Genomic DNA, 20,227 nt, shown 5'->3' on the forward strand with positions numbered 1-20,227 from the left:
AAACCCTCATATTAAAAAAAGGAAAATCCTTTATCCTAGGTGAATTACTAAAGTGACAGTCATTTGAAAGGTGGAAACCAGATTATGAAAGACAAGGTGAAAGGACTTATCGTAGGTTTAACGATCGGTTCGTTAATTAGCGGTACAGCTGCTTTTGCGGCTAGCAGTCAAATTGAAGTGGCCTTCCGCAGCATCAAATATATGTTTGATGGTGTCGAAAAAGTGCCTGCAGATGGAAAAGGTTTTGTTTATGAAGGTTCTACTTACGTTCCTCTTCGCTTCGTGAGTGAAGCACTGGGAAAAAAAGTCGAATGGGATGAAGCCAATGAAACCATTTGGATCGGAAGTAACCCGAATAAAGTTGTTGCTACCTATAAAGGCGGTACGGTAACAAAAGGCGAGTTCGATACTTTCTTTGCGATGCAAGGTATTTTAAATGCCAGTCATGCGGCTTCAAAGGATGACCCTGAGTATCAAAAAAGTGTATTAATGCAATTAATTCAAAATAGAATTCTTTATAGTAAATCTTCCGAAACTGACCAGAAATCTGCTAAAGAAAGTGCTCCTGATCAAATTTCTAAATGGAAAGCTAAATACGGTGAAGCTAATGTTCTAGATTCCTTGAAAAAAAACAAAGTGACTGAAACTGAACTTCAATATTTCTTGGTAGGCAGCTTAACAGCAGAAAACTATATCAAATCCAGTATTACCGATGAACAACTGAAAGCCAAATATGACGATAACCTCAAACAAGATAAAGATGCTTACACGATTGCTTCTGTCCGTCACATTTTGATTGGTTTAACAAACGAAGACGGAAGTGCAAAACGTACGAAAGAAGAAGCGCTTAAACTTGCTAAGGACATTCAACAAAAAATTAAGAACGGCGAAGACTTCGCGAAGCTGGCTAAAGAAGTAACAGACGATCCTGGCTCCAAAGAAACCGGCGGGCTTTATGAAGATGCAGGTGTTAGCGGTTGGGTGCCGGAATTCAAGAAAGCTGTGATTGAACAACCTGTTGGCGTTGTAGGTGACCCTATTGAAACACAATTTGGTTATCATGTGATCAAAGTGGAATCCAGATCCGTGAAATCTTTCGATTCCGTCAAGGATTCATTAAGAGGTTCACTGGAACAAGCGCAATACCAACAATTTGTAGAAAAAGAATTGCCCGGTTTGATTGAAAAGATCGATTTAAGTGAATAAATGGTGTACAATGAATGTTTGTTAAAGTATACAAGTTGAAGGATGGAATGCAACATGTTTTATGCAAAAGACTGGGTAGATTATGAACTTCTCGACACCGGCGGCGGCGAAAAGCTGGAACGCTGGGGTACGATCGTATTGAGAAGACCTGACCCGCAAATCATTTGGCCTTTGGAAAAAGAAACACCCGCATGGCGTCAAGCCGATGCTCATTATCACCGCAGCTCTAGCGGCGGCGGACAGTGGCAGCAGCATGCTGAACTGCCGGAACGCTGGACTATCACCTATGACCAGAAGCTGAGCTTTTATATTAAACCAACCAGCTTCAAGCACACGGGCCTCTTCCCTGAGCAAGCCGTCAACTGGAAATGGATGATTGATAAAATCCAAAACGCCGGAAGACCGATCAAGGTATTGAACCTATTCGCTTATACAGGCGGAGCTTCTCTGGCCTGTGCTTATGCAGGAGCAGAAGTTTGCCACGTTGATGCTTCCAAAGGTGTTGTACAATGGGCGAAGGAGAATCTGCATCTAAGCGGCATGGGCAGCCGTCCTGTACGTTTCATTACGGATGACGTATTCAAATTCGTGCAAAGAGAGCAGCGCCGCGGCAGCAAATATGATGCGATCATCATGGATCCTCCCTCTTACGGGCGCGGACCTAATGGCGAGACTTGGAAGCTGGAAGATGACCTCTTCCCTTTCATTCAAACCTGCCAGACGATCTTGACCGATAATCCCTTGTTCCTGTTAATTAACTCTTATACAACAGGTATTTCGGCTACGGTCCTGCAAAACATCTTAACGATGGCGATGAAAAGAAAACATGGCGGTACGATCTCAAGTGGAGAAATCGGCCTGCCGATCACTCACTCCGGCTTAATGCTCCCTTGCGGTATTCTGGGACGCTGGGAGTCCTAGCATGACTGGAGCTAAAGATGTTTCGGGAGCATCGCAAATTCCGATCCTTTTCGAAGACAACCACATTCTCGTGGTAGAGAAGCCCGTGAACATGCCAACACAAGAGGACGACTCGCGTGATCCTGATCTGCTGAACGTCCTGAAGGCGGATATCAAGCACCGGCACAACAAGCCTGGCAATGTATACCTCGGGCTTGTCCACCGGCTTGACAGGCCTGTAGGCGGCGTGATGGTCTTCGCCAAAACGTCAAAAGCCGCATCACGGCTGTCGGACGCTGTAAGAACTAGACATCTCGACAAAACGTATGTCGCTATTGTGCATGGCAAACCGCCACAGCCGACGGCAACGCTGCGTCACTGGCTCTGGAAGGACACGCGGACGAATACCGTCAGCGTTGTCAAACCAGGCCAGCACGAAGCCAAGGAGGCTGTGCTGGATTATAAGCTGCTCGGCAGCCAAGACGGTCTCAGCTTGATTCAGATCAAGCTGCATACCGGGCGGCCGCATCAAATCCGCGTGCAGATGGCCGCCATCGGCTGCACGTTGTACGGCGACCAGCGCTATGGCAGCGCGGTCAACAAGCCCGGCCAGCAGCTAGCGCTCTGGGCGACGGCTTTATCCTTTGAGCATCCAACACTCAAAGAAACGATGCGCTTCCGGTCGCTGCCGCCAGTGCAGCGGCCATGGAGTGAATTTGCAATCCCAGAATTGTAAATTCAACCCACACCGGAAAGTCGCTACTGCAATTAATTAGCAACTTTCCCCAACAAATAAATAAGCAGTTTCTGATTATGGGCGGAAACGCGGCTCAGGTAGGTGTCCAGCAGTTGTTCACGGACTAACGTACCTCGCTCGCATTCCGCTTTTCCTTTGTCTGTTACGTGTACCCATACGATTCGTCGGTCTTTCTCATCCCGCACCCGCACGATTAATTCACTTTTCTCCATACGATCTAATAGCGTTGTAACCGCTGCAGGTGTTGTAGATAAATATTCGATTAGATCTGAAGGCTTCATACGCTCGTTCGTCATAAGCAATTCTAATACGTTAAGTTGCCCTTCTGTAATCGTAGGTGCTAATCCTACTTCCATCTGGCTCTTCAATTCCTTAGACAATTTCAGCCACAGCTTTCCAAACTCATCGGAATACAACCTCACATCAACTCGCTTCCAACATCTACTATAACGCAAGTATAGCACGCATTTTCACTGGTTAAAAGGTTAATGCCGTTAATACTTTCCTACAAAAGCTGCACATTTCCGGGACATGCTGTGGCATGTTGTCGAGTCATCCACAACTTTGTCCGAACTTGAAGAATATCTCGACTTCTTTTTAACATTCCGCCCACTTCTAACATATACTGTGAAGCAGTTAGATTTGCAGATCACGCTAAGGAGTGGTTCAAAGTGGATGATTGGAAAATGGAGCTTGGCAAAAAGGCACTCGAGGCCGGCATGCTGAAAGACCCACAGTGGCTGGATCGATTAGACGAACCGATGCCCCTGTGGGTCTTATTAGAGTTAGCTTTTATGCTGATGGAGAAGCTGGATCCACCTACGGTCAGTTACGACTGAGGGAAACGCAGTACATCTATAATGGATTCTGTTTTGGTAACAGGTATAAGCTGTTTGCCTTGCGCTTTACGATCTTCCAGTGGCGCTGTCTCCGTTGAGAAGCGAAGCTTCTCTCCATTACTCATCACGGCTGTAATCTGATAATCCATTTTCACAATGAATGTTCGGATTAAACCTGTTCCATTCGGTCTCACTCGCTTACCTTCTTTAAACTCAAAGGTGAGAATACCTTTACCTCCACGCCCTTGAATTGGATAGTCTACGACAAGGGACCGCTTGGCATACCCGAGGTCCGAAATGACGAGCACTTCCCCCTCATCCCCATAAATCCACTCAGCCGAGACGACATCATCGTCTTCTTTGAGCTGGATGCCGCGCACACCCGCGGCTGCACGGCCCATCGGGTTTACTTCCTCCTCGCGGAAGCGGATGCTCATTCCCTGCTTCGTGACAAGCAGGATTTCCTTCGTGTTATCGCTGAGATGCACATGAAGGACTTCATCTTGCTCAGCAAGCTTACAAGCGACAAGCCCATTGGAGCGATTCGTCATGTACTCTTTGAGTTCCGTACGCTTCACTTGGCCTTTGCGGGTGACGAACACAAGTGATTTCGTTGGATCTTCAAAGCCTTTGACCGGAATCACACCCACGATACGGTCTTCTTTGGCGATTGGAATAACATTGACGATCGCGGTACCATTTTCTTTCCATTTGTACTCTGGCACCTGATGGACAGGCAGTAAGTAATACTGGCCTTTTTTCGTGAAGATCAACAAGCTCTCAATCGTATTCACGTCTAGCAAGAAGCGCAAGTAGTCGCCTTCCTTGAGACCTGTATTTTCCAGTTCTCCGCCGGATCGTGTAAACGAAAGCTTGCTAGTGCGTTTCAAGTAACCTTCGTTAGAAAGCGTGACGAACACGTCTTCCGGATTGACGAGCACTTCCAGATTAACTTTCAACTCCTCAACCTCGCCTTGAATCGCTGAACGGCGCTCAATGCCGTATTTCTTCCGGATTTCGCCCATTTCATCTTTAATTACACCTAAGAGCTTTTTCAAGCTGCCCAAAATGCCACGCAAATAAGCAATGGTTTTCTCAACATCTTTCAACTCTTTTTCAAGAGTTGTAATTTCTAAATTCGTTAACCGGTATAATTGCAAGACGAGAATGGCGTCCGCTTGACGCTCAGAAAAGCCAAATTTCTCCATCAGGTTATTTTGTGCATCCTGCCGATTTTTGGACGCTTTAATCGTTGCGATCACTTCATCCAAGATGTTAAGCGCTTTGACTAGCCCTTCCAGCACGTGAGCGCGGTCTTCCGCTTTCTCAAGCTCATATTGCGAACGGAACGTGACAACTTCCTTTTGATGCTCAATGTAAGCTTCCAGAATTTCGCGAATACCCAATTGGCGCGGCGCTTTATTAACAATCGCCACCATATTGAAATTGTACGTGACTTGCAAATCCGTCTTCTTCAACAAATAAGCCAAAATTCCTTGTGCATCCGCATCCTTTTTCAGTTCAATGACGATCCGTAATCCGTTACGTCCGCTTTCGTCCCGAACTTCCGCGATACCCTCGACTTTCTTCTCCAGACGGATGTTCTCCATAGCAGTTACAAGGCGTGCTTTCACGACCTGATACGGAATTTCCGTGATCACAATTTGTTGTCTTCCGCCGCGCATGTCTTCGATCGCTGTTTTGGACCTTATGTAGATACGGCCTTTGCCTGTGCGATAAGCTTCACGTATCCCCTCTTCACCCATAATAATCCCGGAGGTAGGGAAGTCAGGACCTTTAACAATGGTCATTAACTCGTCAACTGTCATCTCAGGCTTGTCGATCATTGCTGTACAAGCATCAATAATTTCACGCAAGTTATGCGGCGGAATTTCAGTCGCAAAACCTGCCGAAATGCCGCTTACGCCGTTCACAAGCAGATTAGGATAACGCGCCGGGAGCACAACTGGCTCCTTCGTGGAGTTATCAAAATTATCTTTGAACATGACGGTACGTTTCTCAATATCACGAAGCAGTTCCATCGCTATTTCTGAGAGCCTGGCTTCTGTATACCGCATCGCTGCCGGCGGATCATCATCCAGAGATCCCCAGTTTCCATGGCCATCCACAAGTGTATGACCCATCTTCCATGGCTGTGCCATACGAACCATGCCATCGTAAATAGAGGCATCTCCATGGGGATGATAGTTCCCCATCACATCGCCGACCGTTTTCGCGGACTTGCGGTATGGTTTATCAGGGGTATTCCCTGAGTCGTACATCGCATACAATACGCGTCGTTGTACTGGCTTTAAGCCGTCCCTGACATCCGGGATCGCGCGATCCTGGATAATGTATTTGGAATAACGCCCGAATCGATCGCCAACGATCTCTTCCAGATAGGCTGGTAAAAATTCTTCTAAAATACCCAACTTTCAGTCACCACTCTTTTTGGTCTACTCTACATATTCGGTAAAATCGACGTTCTCGATAATCCAACGTTTACGCGGATCAACTTTATCGCCCATTAAGGTTGTTACTCGGCGCTCCGCTTTCGCAGCGTCTTCAATTTGAACCTGCAGCAGTTGCCGGCTCTCCGGATTCATGGTTGTTTCCCATAACTGCTCCGGATTCATCTCGCCAAGTCCTTTGTACCGCTGTAACTCGGTATTCTTGCCAAGCTCTTTCACAACTTGCTGCAATTGGTCGTCGGTCCATGCATATTTATATCCGCCATTTTTGCCTTTTCTCGTCACTTTGTAAAGCGGCGGCTGCGCAATGTACACCTTGCCTGCATCAATCATAGGCTTCATGTAGCGGTAAAAGAACGTCAATAGCAGTACTTGAATGTGCGCACCGTCGGTATCCGCATCCGTCATAATAATAATTTTACCGTAGTTCATTTCTTCAACTTCAAACTCAGAGCCGACTCCTGCCCCGATCGCCGCAATAATCGCTTTATACTCGTCGTTTTTCATAATATCGAGCAGTTTTGCCTTCTCAGGGTTCATTGGCTTCCCTTTTAGCGGTAAAATCGCTTGATGTTTGGAGTCGCGCCCTTGCTTCGCGGAACCTCCTGCAGAATCTCCCTCAACGACGAACAATTCATTGCGCTGCAAATCTTTGGATTGCGCAGGGGTTAGCTTGCCGCCTAGATTGGAGCTTTCGCTCTTCCCTTTTTTCCCGCTGCGAATTTCTTCTCTTGCTTTACGTGCAGCTTCACGGGCTTTAGAAGCTTGAACAGCTTTCTTCAGCATCATCTGCGCGATTTGCGGATTTTCTTCCAGAAACACCGTCATCTTGTCCGAAACAACCGCATCCACCGCACTTCTTGCAATAGCGCTTCCAAGCTGATCCTTGGTTTGACCGACGAATTCGACATCGCCCATCTTAATATTGATTACGACCATCATACCTTCTCTTAGGTCGGTACCGTCAAGGTTTTTATCTTTCTCTTTGAGAATGCCCGCTTTACGTGCATATTCATTCATGACTCTTGTATAAGCCGTCTTAAAACCCGTTTCATGCGTACCGCCGCCGCGGGTAGGGATGGCATTTACGAATGAGGCGATCGTTTCTGTGTAGCCATCATTGTACTGAAGAGCCACTTCCACTTCAATTTCGTCCTTCTCAGAGGCAAAATGAATAACGGGATGAAGCACCGTCTTCTCTTCATTCAGGAATTCAACGAATTGGCTAGCGCCGCCTTCATACTGAAACGAATCCTGTTTATCCGTACGCTCATCTTTTAAATTAACTTGTAAACCCGAATTCAAGAAGGCAATCTCTTGCAAACGCTCGGATAAGGTGTCATACGAAATGGTGGTGCCACCTTGGAATACGCGTTTATCCGGCTTGAACGTAACTTTGGTTCCTGTCCGGTTCGTATTGCCTATGACTTCAAGTTTCGTAACCGGTTCACCTACATGCTCAATGCCTGCATCATCCACCCAGTATTCGAAACGCATTTTGTGCACTTTGCCGTCTCGGTAAATTTCAACTTCCAGCCACTCGGACAGGGCATTCGTAACCGAGGCTCCAACGCCGTGCAGTCCTCCGGATTTCTTGTACCCAGAACCTCCGAACTTACCTCCGGCATGAAGAATCGTATACACAACCTGCGGTGTAGGGACTCCTGTTTTATGCATACCTGTCGGAATCCCCCGACCGTTATCTTGCACCGTGATGGACTGATCTTTATGTATCGTCACACTGATTTTGGAACAGTATTTGGCAAGATGTTCATCTACCGAATTATCGACAATTTCCCAAATCAAATGGTGCAAACCGGAAGAACTCGTGCTGCCGATATACATCCCTGGTCGTTTACGAACAGCGACAAGCCCTTCCAGTACTTGAATATCATCGACATCGTAATCCGATGTTGGGGCTTTTCCATTTGCAAATTCTAGTTGCTCAGTCATTGAAGCCCTCCTTTTTCTAATATAGGGTTCTTTGATAGGAGTTCCGCGACTCCAAGTATCTTGTTAATTCAATATATCCTTGCGGGAGAAAACAGTAAAGGAAACAATCAGCGAAATCGCGGCCCAGACACTTAATACACTTAGCGAGAAGGCCAAATCCATACCTTTTATCGGCGGCAGACCTCCTGTAAGATACTTGGTTAAATCCAAGTTGACCATAAACAAATACTTCGCTGTTTCCCAAGATGACACCATGTTCGAAAGTATCGTCCCCGAAATTAAGACTGCGAGCATGACCCCCATACCGGCAGCTGTTGATCGAATGAGAACAGAGATCATTAACGACATCAATGCGACGACTAATGCCGAAAACCAAACTAATCCAAACTCCATCAAGAGGAAGAACCACTGATCAACCGCTCTTACCAGGCTGAAGTCCACATCCGTGCCATTGATCTGAATGCCAGTAAAAATGGGCATCGTCCATCCGTTATAGCCGAAAACAAGGCCGGAAATCAAGTAACACAGCACGCCGGTTGAAAGAACCGTAAGCGAAGTAAAGAAAATAACAGTTATTAATTTGCTCAATAGGATTTTCCATCGCCGGACCGGTCTTGTCAACAATAATTTAATAGTCCCCGTAGAATGCTCGGATGATACGATATCTGCGGAAATGACCATGATGATCAGCGGAATGAATAAAGAGACGGCATTTTTGACAAATTCACGGGTAAAAGTAACGGCATTAGGCGAGCTCGGATCGACATCTTGATCCAGATAATAATTAGCAATCTGTATCTGCACTTTAAGCTGCTGTTTCCATTCATCCGGCGTACGTGCAGAGCTCAAACGCTTCTCCCAATCAATAATTTTCTGACGCTGATCCGCCTTCCAGTCTGTCGTTCCAAATTGCTTTTGTGTATTTTGAGCCACTCGCATTTGTGCATAAGTAAACATAGGAATAAGGGCAAGCAGGATCAGGATGATCACATAAAATCGTTTCTTCTTGATCATTTTGATGCATTCATTTTTGACGAGTTCATACAGAATACGCATTTCTTTCACCGTCCCCTATTGTATGGTTTCACCCTCGGTTAGGCTCAAGAACAAATCTTCCAGCGTTGGGTTCTTGATTTCTACAGCGTAAAGGCTAATTCCTGCTTCCATCAATTGCCTACTTATTTGCGGGACATGCTCTTTATCCATCTGGGTAACAATATGTCTCACCGAATCATGTGTATGCATAGGATCTACTTGTCCAATTTCCTCAATCGCGTTCACAAGTGGAGACGCATCGAGAAGCCCCTCAGCCTTATCGGCCGGAGACACGGACCAAACCACTTTGCCGCCTTGCGCAATCAACTCATCTACCGCTCCTACCTGAATGACTTGGCCATGGCTAATAATCGCTACACGGTCACACATTTGCTGAATCTCGCTTAATAGATGACTGGAAACAAACAAGCTCAATCCATCAGCCGCCAAACGCTGAATAAATTCCCTCATTTCCTTGATTCCTTGCGGATCAAGTCCATTGGTAGGCTCGTCCAATATTAATAAACTCGGTCGCCCAAGAAGCGCTTGCGCGATACCAAGACGCTGCCTCATACCAAGGGAATAGGTACGAACTTTATCATGAATTCGCCCATCCATCGAAACAATTTCTACGACCTCATGAATTCTCTGCTCGTCAACATCCGGCAGCATTCTTGCAAAATGCTCGAGATTTTCCCATCCGGTCAAGTATGAATACAACTCCGGGTTCTCTACAATGCAGCCAACGTGACGCATGGCTTGATTGTGCTCCTTACGGACGTCAAATCCACAAATGTGAATCGTTCCTTCCGTTGGCCGAATTAAATCAACAAGCATTCGAATTGTTGTCGTTTTTCCGGAACCGTTAGGCCCTAAGAAACCGAAAATTTCTCCGGCGTAGACATCAAAAGAAATTCCCTTGATAATCTCTTTATTTTTAATTTGCTTTCTCAAATTTTTCACGGATAATACGGTATCAGGAACGATTACTGCTTCTGTCACTTTGCCTGCCCCCATTACTTCAGAATTTGTAAAATTCGATCTGCAATCCGCTCATAACCATCCCCATTAGGATGAAAATGATCAGCCGAAGACAAATATTTAATCAAATTTTGTTCAAACAAATCATAAGTCGGGACAATCACCATTTGTGGATAACGATTGATCATTTCGAAAACGCCATTATTCCAGCGCTGTACAACGAGCGATCCTTCCTGTTTCGGATCCAAATCTAGAAATGGATGATATAAGCCTACGTACATCACAGTTGCCTTAGGGTTAGCTTTATTAATTGCTTCGAAAATTTTCTGCACTTTTTCGAGCGCCGGAGCCACTCGACTTTCCGCTGCCTCAGGGTTAAACTCTGTCTGGTTTTCCCCCTGAAAAAGTCCGTCTCCACCAGCAAAAATATCATTTCCGCCGATAGTAAGCAATATAATATCTGCCTGCGCGAGCGCATCCTGTGTCTTTTTTAGCGCCAGATCAGCTAGAAGCTGGTCGCTCTTGTAGCCTGGAATGGCTAGATTATTAAGCACAAATACCGGTTTGCCCGTTTCCTTCTCCAGCTTTTCACGGACGCGGCCCACATAACCTTGGCCTGTATTGTCACCCGTTCCTGCCGTTAATGAATCGCCGAGCGCAACAATTTGCAGCTTTGCTTTGCTTTCAATCATCGATTCCTTCTTCGGAGCCTCCGTCGCCAATTGAAGCGACCCGGAAGCCTTCGGAAACCATATCTGATTCGCCGCGTAAGCAAATCCTACAGCGAAAACAATCGTGGTAATAGATGCGGTTAAGCCAATTGTTCCCCATATGAAGCGAGATGATCTCAAGAATGTCCCCTCCTGCGAATAAATGGCATAATTCATACTAAGAGTATAGCTTCTAGAATAAATTTGCAAACGCTGCACAAAGGCGGCTCTCAAAAAACGATCATATGTTCGTTTGGATAGTATATCATACTTGGTCATAATTCAAACAATCTCAATTATTTTTTGGTTTGTGTGGGGGCTGTTGATGGTAGGATTGGGGAGCTCTAACGGACTGAGATGCCGCTATTGGTTACTTTTTGAGCTAATTTGGAATTTAACGGACACAGGTGACCTTACTCGTCTTGAAACTAGCTGAAACCCCTGTAAATTCGTTAAATAACAGCTACTCGGTCCGTTAGATTCTCAAAATTGGCTAATTTGGCCGATAGCGGCATGTGGGTCCGTTAGCAGGAGATATAGCGTTCTGGAAGGTTTCAGTAGGAAAACTTGGTCATACTTCTCCCACACTCTTAACCAAATAAAATAAACCTAGCGGTATGAACTTCACCGCCAGGTTCTTTTTTTAAGAACATAAACTAAACAGCATCCTGCAAAAACTTATACTGCGCTTGAATCAAGCCGTAATAAATTTTCTGCTCCTTCATCAACTCATCATGATTGCCGATTTCCATCATGCGGCCATGATCCAGCACGACGATTTTGTCCGCGTTGCGAATCGTAGAAAGCCTGTGCGCCACGATGAAGGAAGTCCGCCCGGCAAGAAGCGTTTTGAGGGCTTCTTGAATTTTCAGCTCCGTATCCGTATCGATACTGGCCGTCGCTTCATCCAGAATGAGCACTCGTGGATTCGCAAGCAGTGCCCTCGCAAAGGAAATCAATTGGCGTTGCCCCATCGATAACACATTTCCGCGCTCCTGTACCTCCGTGTCATAGCCATTCGGCAAGCTGACGATAAAGTCATGCGCATGAACAGCTTTAGCAGCTAGTTCAACCTCTTCATTCGTTGCATCCAACCGACCAAAACGGATGTTATCTCGAATCGTTCCCGAGAAAATAAACGTATCCTGCAGAACGACGCCAATTTGAGAACGCAAGCTTTGAATCGTAACATCCCGAATGTCAGTGCCGTCAACCATAATACGTCCTTCTGTAGGATCATAGAATCGGCAAAGCAGATTCATAATCGTACTTTTACCTGATCCTGTGTGCCCAACTAACGCAATAGATTGCCCTGCTTGCACATCCAGATTGAAACCTTTTAATGCCGGACGACCAGCCTCGTACTCGAATACGAGATTTTCAAACTTCACATTCCCTTTGATGTTAGGCAGATCTTTCGCGTCTTCAAGCTCAGCGACAGAAGGCTTTTCGTCGATAAATTCGAAGATACGCTCAGCAGAAGCCATTGCAATTAGCAGTTGCGAATACATTTGACCTAGGCGCGTAATCGGCTCCCAGAAATAACCTATGTAAGTAGCGAAGGCAACCAATAAACCGACTGAAATTTCTTCCGTTTGGATCAAATAAGCACCCATCCAGAAAAGAATGCAGTATCCGATTGCTCCTGTAATCTCGATGAGAGGACCAAACGTCTGATTAAGCATTGAAGCGCGATTCCAGGACAAACGGTTAACCATATTCATTTTGGTGAAAAACTGAATATTTTCTTTTTCCTGCGAATAAGCTTGGGTGACCCGTATCCCTTGAATACACTCATTCAAATGGGCATTCAGCCGCGATTGTTTCATCGTTACATCTTGCCAAGCATGGCGAATTTTTTTGCGCAGCTTGGTAGAAATCATGAACATGATCGGAACCGTTACAATAATGGCAGCCCCTAATTTAAAATTAAAGGTCAACAAAATAATAATGATCCCAACTAGCTGCATGACGTCAATCAACAGGTTGACGACCCCGTTCGTAAACAAATCTTGCAGCGAGTTCACATAATTCGTTACACGAACGAGGACAGATCCTGCTGGACGTGTATCGAAGAATCGGAACGACAGCTTTTGAATGTGGCTGAATAAATCGTGCCGCAAATCGTAGATGACGCGTTGTCCTATCATATTCGTGTATTTAATACGGAATGTATTTGCGAGCCATTGGATGATATATACGCCAAGCATGACACCGACAATAATTAGCAGCAAGTTCGCATTTTTAGGTATAATAGCATTATCAATCGCTTCTCTGATCAGTAGGGGTACCGTCAGTTTGGTTATAGCTCCAACCAGCATCATAATAATGATAATCGGGAGCATTTGTTTCTTATAGGGCTTCATATAACTAAATAAACGTTTCAATTGACCCCAATCGAAGGGCTTATCAATCAACTCATCGTCCTGGTAGACGAATCGCTGCCCGACTTGAGAATCTTCATTCTTCGCAGCCGCCTCGGCTTGATTCGACTTCGTACTCAATGTGCTAACCTTCTTTCTTGCAAAGAGGAATGGTTTCGCGTTGTCGCATTTATTTCACTATCTTTGGCTGCAGCAACTTGATCATCTTCAGTCGCTTGCTTCGGTTGATCCGCGTATTGAATATCGTAAGTTTGACGATAAAGGCCTTCCTGCTGCAGAAGTTCGTGATGTTTGCCTCTTTGAACGATTCGTCCTTTATCCAAGACGATAATTTCATCAGCATGCTTCAAGGAAGAGATCCGATGGGCAATAATAAATGTCGTTCTTCCTTGCATAACTTCGCTAAAGCCTGCTTGAATCTCGTGTTCTGTTTCCATATCGACAGCGCTCGTTGCATCATCAAGCACCAGGATTTTGGGATCTTTGATCAGTGCTCGAGCGATGGCAATACGCTGCTTTTGACCGCCTGATAAGCCTAATCCGCGCTCACCGACAACGGTATCATAGCCTTCCGGCAGCTCAGAAATGAAATCATGCGCTTTAGCCAGTTTCGCTGCTCGAATAATTTCATCCATCGTAACATCTTTGCGTCCATAAGCGATATTGTTAAGAATAGTGGAAGAAAATAAGAACGTTTCTTGGAAAACGGTTGCAATCTGGCTGCGATAGCTTTCAATCTCGAGCGAACGTACATCTTTGCCATCGAGCATGACTCGGCCATCTTTCACATTGTACGCTCTCATCAGTAGTGAAATCACCGTCGTTTTACCAGAACCCGTGCTGCCTAGAAGCCCGATAACTGAGCCTGCCGGAGCATCCAAATTGAAGTCATATAAAGCTGGCTGCTTTTCGGGATAAGCAAATGTCACATTGTCGAAACGCACATGCCCTTTCACTTGGCTGCTTGTTACAACGGCTGCATCCGCTTGATCTTTCACATGTAAATATTGATGCAAAATATCGAGAATTTTCTCACCAGAAGCTTTCGTATTCGTAAAGTTGTTGATATGGAAACCAAGTCCCCACATCGGTCCGATGATGTACCAGATTAAGCTAAAGCAAGCAACCAGCTCACCTAGGGAAATCGTATCCTGGATGACCATGTAACCACCGACGCCAAGCAGGACTACAACGCTCAGATTCGCCAGAATTTCCATAATCGGAAAATACTTTGCCCAAATCCCGGAACTTTCAATATTCATCGCCTTATAGTCCTCATTGCGAGCCGAAAACTTATCTACCTCATGAGCTTCGCGCGCGAACGATTTGACGGTCCGAACTCCTGTGATGTTTTCCTGTACCGCGGTTGTCATCGAACTAAGCGATTGACGCACCATCCGGAATGCGGGATGAATTTTGCCTTCAAAACGAATGGCCGTAAACGCCAGAAATGGCATCGAAATCATGGTCAGTAAAGCTAACTTCCAATTGATGGAGAACATCATGCTCATGCCGAAAATCAGCATTAATAGAACGTTTAATAGTTGAGCGAAACCAAATCCGATAAATTGCCGGATGGCTTCCAAATCAGCCGTCAATCTGGACATCAAGTCCCCTGTTCTTGCTTGATCGTAGTACTGAAAGGATAAATACTGCAGTTTGTTATAGAGCGCATTCCGCAAATGATACGCCACCCGGTTGCCCAATCGGCCCCCGAACAAGCCATGCAGGAATTGAAACATCCCCTTCGTAGATACGACAATCACAACAATAATTGCTAATTTCGGAACCACTTCAAATTGCTTTTTTGCGATCACGTCATCGATGAGATACCGGAGTAAATTTGGATAAACGAGACCTAATGCAGTTGCTAGGGCTAAACATAAAATTGCTCCAAAAAACAGTTTTTTCTCTGGCCAAAAATAGGGCTTCAGTTGCCTGAATACATCCACTCTGATGACCCCTCCTCAAGAAGGTGAATTTGGAAAAGCTAGGTAAGCGTTTTAATACTTAATGAATCTTAACACCATCCCTATATGCGGGCAATCAGAAGAATGCGTGATATATTCGCTTAAAAGCCCGTAACTTCACAAAAACGTGCAGGAATCCCCCCTATTCTTTAAAATCATCCCAATAACCATCAATGTAAGCCTTTACATAGCGGTACGTGAAAAAGGGCTGATCACGTTCAATTGAACATGACCAACCCTATTGTTTAAATGTTAAACAAACGACTTTAATTGATGCTGTTTGGATATTAGTTCGTTCAAATCAATCTTCATTTCAAGGGCATCGCGCATCCCTTCGGCGTGCTCATTGAGCTGCCCAAGCAGCTGATTTTTCTGTTTCATCAACCAGTTTTCGAGCTGATTGGCATAAGCCTCTTCAAGCTCTGCAGTTTGAAGCTCAACAAATTGAGCGACCGGCGCCGTCATCCGGTTTTCCAAATCTGCTCTCAGCTTACTTTTGCCATCCCCTTCAAAAAATTGCTTCGGGTTCTTAAAATGACTTTGCAGCAATTTAAGTGAAATCTCAGGTGCTTCCATTTTGGAGCTGATTTCAGGCGTCACAAACGTGTTGGACTCGTATGAACCGCTCTCGAAGCCATCCATAACTTGGCGAAGCTGCTCTTCCCAACGTTTAACACGATTTCCGGATATCAGATTCATCCGATTCTCAACACGCAGCGTCGTTGCAAGCACTTCTTGCGAAAGATCATAACCGATCATGCGCAGCAGCTCACCCCAGGCCGATTGCAGCGCCTGCTTCGGATCTCTTGCTTCCTCACGGAACGTGGAGGGATTAAAGGCGTAATTGTACAATTCGCCAAACCGATACATCGTACGCTGCTTCACATAATACAGAAGCTCCTGAATCTCTTTCTTCAATTCTTTGAGTTCCGCTTCGAAAATCGTACGCTCAAGCAGTTCAGCACACTCCCGCTCAGACTGCTCCAGCTTCCTAAGCTGCTGCTTCCGCTGTTCTTCCCCTGTTTGCGCACTTTCCAGCCATTGCTGCATGGTGGCAATCGCGCGATGCAGCTCCAAATTCGCTGAGTGTATCGCAACATCGCTCAGTTCATTGAAAGTAAACTGCACAAACTCACCTTCGAACGGACGAATGCCCGACTGCGCCACAAGTGCTTCGTTGCCGGTAATTTTCCCTTCTGCCGCTAAGTAACTGGATATCGGGTAAATCCGCGGATTGCGGATACCGTGCTGCAAAAGATTTGTTTCCACATGGGTCATCACACCTTGCAATTCTTCCGGGCTTGCTGCAAGATCGGCGGCATTCACGATGAAGAACATTTTATCCATTTCAAAACTGTCTTTAACCCGACCAAGTTGTAACAGGAACTCACGGTCCGCCTGCGAAAACGCGTGATTATAATAAGTCACGAAAAGAATGGCATCGGCATTTTTAATATAATTAAAAGCAACGCCGGTATGGCGGGCATTAATGGAATCTGCACCAGGTGTATCAACGAAAATAATGCCTTGTTCCGTCAGGGGATTCGAATAATATAATTCTATAAATTCAACAAAACAAGACTTGGACTCATCCGCGACGTAGCTTGGAAACTCCTCTTTGGTAATTTTCAGCTCCGTGCCCAAATGATTCTGAGCCAGCTGCCAGCCCTTCTCGACGGCTTTGAGGAAAGAATAATGCGGTTTTCCTTTGGCTGTTACATCAGCAGGTGAAAGAGCGCCTATACGTTTCAATGAGGACGCCATATCGCTCGCTTGCACGCCTAAAATTTCTAGTGAATACAAAACGTCCTGCAGAATCGCGTCCGCTTTCTTCATCTTCACCTTGGCCGTGCCATGCGGCCAGCCTTCTTGCGGCGGCATGATTTTATTAATGGCCGCCGTCGTCGGGTTCGGCGAGACCGGCAGCACTCTTTCACCAATGAGAGCATTGGCGAAAGACGACTTGCCGGCGCTAAATGCGCCGAACAGCGCAATCGTGAACGTCCGCTGACGCAGACGTTCCGATTTCTCGCGCATGGCGCGAGCGATCGACCGCATCGACGGCAGTCCGTCGATGAGTTGGGAAGCCGCCAGCAAGTCGGCGGCTTTGCGCTCCATGCGCCTGCCGTGTTCACCTGAGGTGAACGCGGTCGGCGCGGAGACCGCTGCCTCCACAGGGGCAGCGGCTGAAGGCCCTGCGGCCGCCGATGCTGTCGCAGCGGCCTGCAAGATCTTATCCATGGAGGTGACATGCAGCCCCCTGCTCAGCGGGGCGGCTGCTTGCTCCTCCATGGGGGTGTACTGCTGCGCGTCCGGCAGTGCCGGCGCAGCTGGCCTTGCCCAGCTCGCCATGCGCAGCAGCTGGGCCGTTGCGGCCGCCTCGGCTTCCTCAAGGCGGCGCAGTTCGCGGGCAGCGCCGAGGCGGCTGCCCAGCGCTTCCAGCTCGGCCGCAAGCGCAGCGAGCGCCACAGCGCTGTGCTCGCGGACCGCAGCCGCGAGCAGGTCGATCAACGCAAACGCCTGTTTGCGGTATTGCTGTTTAATATCGGACGCAACTTGCTTCATGAAATTGAGTGTATACTCACCGCCGAATGTGGCGCCTGCGTTGACTTGTGCTGCAAGCCACTCCGCCGTAACCTCCACGCGCAAAGCTTCAATCTGACCCAAGAGACCCGCATCATGCTGCCCTTGGCTTTGCGCAGCTTTCTTCAAAGCATCCCGCAGATGCCAATCCAGCTGCGCTTCCACCTGCTCCGATAAATCCGCTTGAAACGCGGTGAGCCGTTTACCCGTTTCAAGAGCCGTCTGTGCCGCTCTGGAGAAGAAGCCTACCTTAAACCCAGGCTTGCGACTCTCTAAATACGCATGAGCCTGATCGCGGGTCAAGGCCGGTGTAATGTTGGCATTTTCAATGATCGTGCCAACTTCCTTACGCAGCTGTAAGGTCAATGCTTCCGGCAGTCCCTTCAAGGTCGTCAGCTCCTGCTGCTTGGCAGCTGCCTGCGCCTCGACCTCCTGCACATCGCCTTCCTGGCTGATTTGCTCCATCAGCTCAGCCTTCTGAGGCTCATGCTGCTCAGCCAGCCATTTGCCATGCTCGTCGGCAAGATAGCGTGCAGAGGCGTCAATACTGAAGCTGCGCAGCTCGTCGCCACGCTCAATCAAGCGGCTTAATAGCCATTGCAGCTTCCCATACTCATTATGAGGATGGTTCGGCTCTTTCATGGTAACAAAGAGTAGATCATCCGGCACGATTCCCCAGTTCAGAAAGGCTTGTTTCGTCCCCTCTTGATACTGTGAAAATGGCAGTTCCCATTCTTTGTGCTTATCAATCATATTTACAATGAGATAGAGCGGTTTGCCCCACTCCTTCATTTTCTTCGTAAACGCGAGATTCACTTCGGACTGTACATGATTGTAATCCATCACATAAAACACGACATCCGCCAAGTGCAGCGCAGACTCTGTTGATTTATGATGGGCATCGTCCGTAGAATCAATCCCTGGAGTGTCCAACAGCGCTGTATGTTCGCCCAGAAAAGCAATGGGATACGATATTTCCACCGTTTCAATATCTGTGCCGTTCACACAATATGCTTCAAGCTCATCAAGCGGGATCGTATTCGTCATCCCTTGAAGACTTGCATGTCGATGTGTAACATGAGCGCCAGGTGCCCCATTGCGGATACTCACGATATTAGCACTCGTTGGTATCGGTGAGGAAGGCAGCAGCGGATGCCCGCATAGCTGGTTAATTAAGGTTGATTTCCCCGCTGAAAAATGGCCGCAGAAAGCGATGTTCATTCTGCCCGAATCAATCTTCGCTAGCAGCTGCCCCAGCTTACTGGCATTATCCAGATCCCCTGTTGTTTGCAGATTTAACTGCATCTTCTTGATTGCATCCGGCATGACCGAGATGTTTGTAATGATTGCTTGCGTCATTCGTCCGTTCCGCTCCTTATTTACCGGTCTTCTATCCAATCCTATATCTATGATGATACAGAAAAAAATCTCCCAGAGGGAGATTTAATTTTTTAGGACATAACCACTTTTTCTTTTTCAGGCAAGAAAATTTCAAAAACATCGCGATGCTGCAAAATCGTAATATCCGATTCTTTGACTTTCATCACAACAACCTCAGTTTTTGTTTTCATCTTGTCTATGTAATTCTGAGGAACTTCACCTGATTCACTGACTGTAATTCCTTCAATGACTTTTTCCTCATTATCGGCTAATGGAGTATTAATCACTTGTTCGAAAATATCAGAGAATAACTCAAAACTATTGGTGTATACGGCGATGCATTTCATTTAAATCCCATCCTTTGTCTGCATATCATTTGTTTGTAATAGTTTTCCTAGTTGAGCTTGGTTTCATACGTTTCTTACCCTCGCGACAGTTATCCAAGAGTGGACATACCTCGCATTTCGGGTTTTGCGCTTTACAATGATAACGGCCAAAAAAGATCAGGCGATGATGGGTTTGCGTCCACTCTTCTCGTGGAACCTTTTTCATCAGCTTCTTTTCTACCTCAAGCACCGAATCATCGATGCCCGCCAAGCCTAGTCGCTTGGATACGCGCTCTACATGAGTGTCAACGGCAATGGCAGGTACTCCAAAAGCGTTGGAGACAACGACGTTTGCCGTCTTTCGGCCTACACCAGGCAGCTCGACCAAGTGTTCGTGCTTCTCTGGGATCTCACCATCAAACTTGTCCAGTAGTAACCGACACAGTTTTTGAATATTGCTCGCTTTATTTCGAAATAGTCCAATCCGTCTGATGTCTTGCTCCAGCTCCTCCAATGGAACGGCCAAGTAATCTTCGGGGCGCTTATATTTCTGAAATAAATCCAATGTCACCTTATTTACGGTTTCATCAGTGCATTGCGCGGATAGCAAAACAGCAATCGTTAATTCAAAAGGATTACTGTGACGCAGCTCGCAATGTGCATCCGGAAATAGTTCACCAATCGTATCCAAAATATGCCTTACTAACTTCTGCGTCATGTCTTTGCTTCCTT

At 46.5% G+C, this 20,227-nt stretch carries 15 protein-coding genes; 4 read left to right on the forward strand and 11 right to left on the reverse strand.

Annotated elements, in window-relative coordinates; translation table 11 throughout:
- Positions 1-84 precede the first annotated feature (84 nt).
- From ACUN27_RS22345 to ACUN27_RS22355, 3 genes are read left to right on the forward strand one after another with little or no spacing between them, the layout of a single operon-like run.
- Positions 85-1,206: a peptidylprolyl isomerase gene (locus ACUN27_RS22345; protein WP_315949380.1), complete on the forward strand. Its 1,122-nt coding sequence runs from the start codon at positions 85-87 to the stop codon at positions 1,204-1,206.
- Positions 1,207-1,260: 54 nt separating this feature from the next.
- Positions 1,261-2,127 carry a class I SAM-dependent methyltransferase gene (locus tag ACUN27_RS22350; protein WP_315949378.1) on the forward strand — a complete coding sequence of 289 codons (867 nt, stop codon included), beginning with the start codon at positions 1,261-1,263 and terminating at the stop codon, positions 2,125-2,127.
- Position 2,128: 1 nt separating this feature from the next.
- The gene (locus tag ACUN27_RS22355; RefSeq protein WP_315949376.1) at positions 2,129-2,842 is read left to right on the forward strand and encodes an RluA family pseudouridine synthase; all 714 of its coding nucleotides are present in this window, start codon (positions 2,129-2,131) and stop codon (positions 2,840-2,842) included.
- Positions 2,843-2,874: 32 nt separating this feature from the next.
- Here ACUN27_RS22355 and ACUN27_RS22360 read toward each other — a convergent pair whose 3' ends face one another.
- On the reverse strand, positions 2,875-3,279 hold the full coding sequence (locus ACUN27_RS22360) for a MarR family winged helix-turn-helix transcriptional regulator (protein ID WP_127451825.1): 405 nt from the start codon (positions 3,277-3,279) through the stop codon (positions 2,875-2,877).
- A gap of 255 nt (positions 3,280-3,534) precedes the next feature.
- Between ACUN27_RS22360 and ACUN27_RS22365 the strand changes: the two genes are divergently transcribed.
- On the forward strand, positions 3,535-3,702 hold the full coding sequence (locus tag ACUN27_RS22365; RefSeq protein ID WP_157324573.1) for a hypothetical protein: 168 nt from the start codon (positions 3,535-3,537) through the stop codon (positions 3,700-3,702).
- On the opposite strand, the gene gyrA is transcribed toward ACUN27_RS22365, so the two are convergent.
- The 10 genes from gyrA to nth all read right to left on the reverse strand — a co-directional run bounded on the left by gyrA (position 3,693) and on the right by nth (position 20,213).
- Entirely contained in the window at positions 3,693-6,134 is a 2,442-nt protein-coding gene (gene gyrA, locus ACUN27_RS22370) for a DNA gyrase subunit A (RefSeq protein ID WP_315949375.1), read from the reverse strand. The two genes, ACUN27_RS22365 and gyrA, sit on opposite strands and share 10 nt — an antisense overlap.
- A gap of 24 nt (positions 6,135-6,158) precedes the next feature.
- On the reverse strand, positions 6,159-8,126 hold the full coding sequence (gene parE / locus ACUN27_RS22375) for a DNA topoisomerase IV subunit B (RefSeq protein ID WP_315949374.1): 1,968 nt from the start codon (positions 8,124-8,126) through the stop codon (positions 6,159-6,161).
- A gap of 63 nt (positions 8,127-8,189) precedes the next feature.
- Complete coding sequence (locus ACUN27_RS22380) at positions 8,190-9,182, reverse strand: ABC transporter permease (protein WP_157324828.1); 993 nt, start codon at positions 9,180-9,182, stop codon at positions 8,190-8,192.
- A 15-nt stretch (positions 9,183-9,197) separates the two neighbouring features.
- Entirely contained in the window at positions 9,198-10,178 is a 981-nt protein-coding gene (locus tag ACUN27_RS22385; RefSeq protein ID WP_445559619.1) for an ABC transporter ATP-binding protein, read from the reverse strand.
- Complete coding sequence (locus ACUN27_RS22390) at positions 10,178-10,993, reverse strand: GDSL-type esterase/lipase family protein (RefSeq protein ID WP_326063729.1); 816 nt, start codon at positions 10,991-10,993, stop codon at positions 10,178-10,180. The genes ACUN27_RS22385 and ACUN27_RS22390 overlap by 1 nt, the downstream gene beginning before the upstream one ends.
- A 515-nt stretch (positions 10,994-11,508) precedes the next feature.
- Positions 11,509-13,356 (reverse strand): ABC transporter ATP-binding protein, encoded by a 1,848-nt coding sequence (locus tag ACUN27_RS22395; RefSeq protein ID WP_315949368.1) that lies wholly within the window; start codon positions 13,354-13,356, stop codon positions 11,509-11,511.
- Positions 13,353-15,188: an ABC transporter ATP-binding protein gene (locus ACUN27_RS22400; RefSeq protein WP_315949366.1), complete on the reverse strand. Its 1,836-nt coding sequence runs from the start codon at positions 15,186-15,188 to the stop codon at positions 13,353-13,355. The genes ACUN27_RS22395 and ACUN27_RS22400 overlap by 4 nt, the downstream gene beginning before the upstream one ends.
- A gap of 270 nt (positions 15,189-15,458) precedes the next feature.
- A complete protein-coding gene (locus ACUN27_RS22405) occupies positions 15,459-19,148 on the reverse strand; it encodes a dynamin family protein (protein WP_445559620.1) in 3,690 nt (1,229 codons plus the stop codon).
- A gap of 92 nt (positions 19,149-19,240) precedes the next feature.
- Positions 19,241-19,516, reverse strand: a complete 276-nt coding sequence (locus tag ACUN27_RS22410; protein ID WP_315949363.1) for an NAD/NADP transhydrogenase alpha subunit — start codon at positions 19,514-19,516, stop codon at positions 19,241-19,243.
- 25 nt (positions 19,517-19,541) lie between these two features.
- The gene (gene nth, locus ACUN27_RS22415; RefSeq protein WP_315949361.1) at positions 19,542-20,213 is read right to left on the reverse strand and encodes an endonuclease III; all 672 of its coding nucleotides are present in this window, start codon (positions 20,211-20,213) and stop codon (positions 19,542-19,544) included.
- Positions 20,214-20,227: the final 14 nt, after the last annotated feature.

It is taken from the genome of Paenibacillus sp. WC2504 (assembly GCF_052682475.1).

What these genes read in the sequence shown, in the direction of transcription:
- ACUN27_RS22385 (WP_445559619.1), bottom strand. Translation starts at nt 10,178, where the DNA reads ATGGGGGCAGGCAAAGTGACAGAAGCAGTAATCGTTCCTGATACCGTA.
- ACUN27_RS22410 (WP_315949363.1), bottom strand. Translation starts at nt 19,516, where the DNA reads ATGAAATGCATCGCCGTATACACCAATAGTTTTGAGTTATTCTCTGAT.
- ACUN27_RS22350 (WP_315949378.1), top strand. Translation starts at nt 1,261, where the DNA reads ATGTTTTATGCAAAAGACTGGGTAGATTATGAACTTCTCGACACCGGC.
- nth (WP_315949361.1), bottom strand. Translation starts at nt 20,213, where the DNA reads ATGACGCAGAAGTTAGTAAGGCATATTTTGGATACGATTGGTGAACTA.
- parE (WP_315949374.1), bottom strand. Translation starts at nt 8,126, where the DNA reads ATGACTGAGCAACTAGAATTTGCAAATGGAAAAGCCCCAACATCGGAT.
- ACUN27_RS22380 (WP_157324828.1), bottom strand. Translation starts at nt 9,182, where the DNA reads ATGCGTATTCTGTATGAACTCGTCAAAAATGAATGCATCAAAATGATC.
- ACUN27_RS22405 (WP_445559620.1), bottom strand. Translation starts at nt 19,148, where the DNA reads ATGACGCAAGCAATCATTACAAACATCTCGGTCATGCCGGATGCAATC.
- ACUN27_RS22345 (WP_315949380.1), top strand. Translation starts at nt 85, where the DNA reads ATGAAAGACAAGGTGAAAGGACTTATCGTAGGTTTAACGATCGGTTCG.
- ACUN27_RS22355 (WP_315949376.1), top strand. Translation starts at nt 2,129, where the DNA reads ATGACTGGAGCTAAAGATGTTTCGGGAGCATCGCAAATTCCGATCCTT.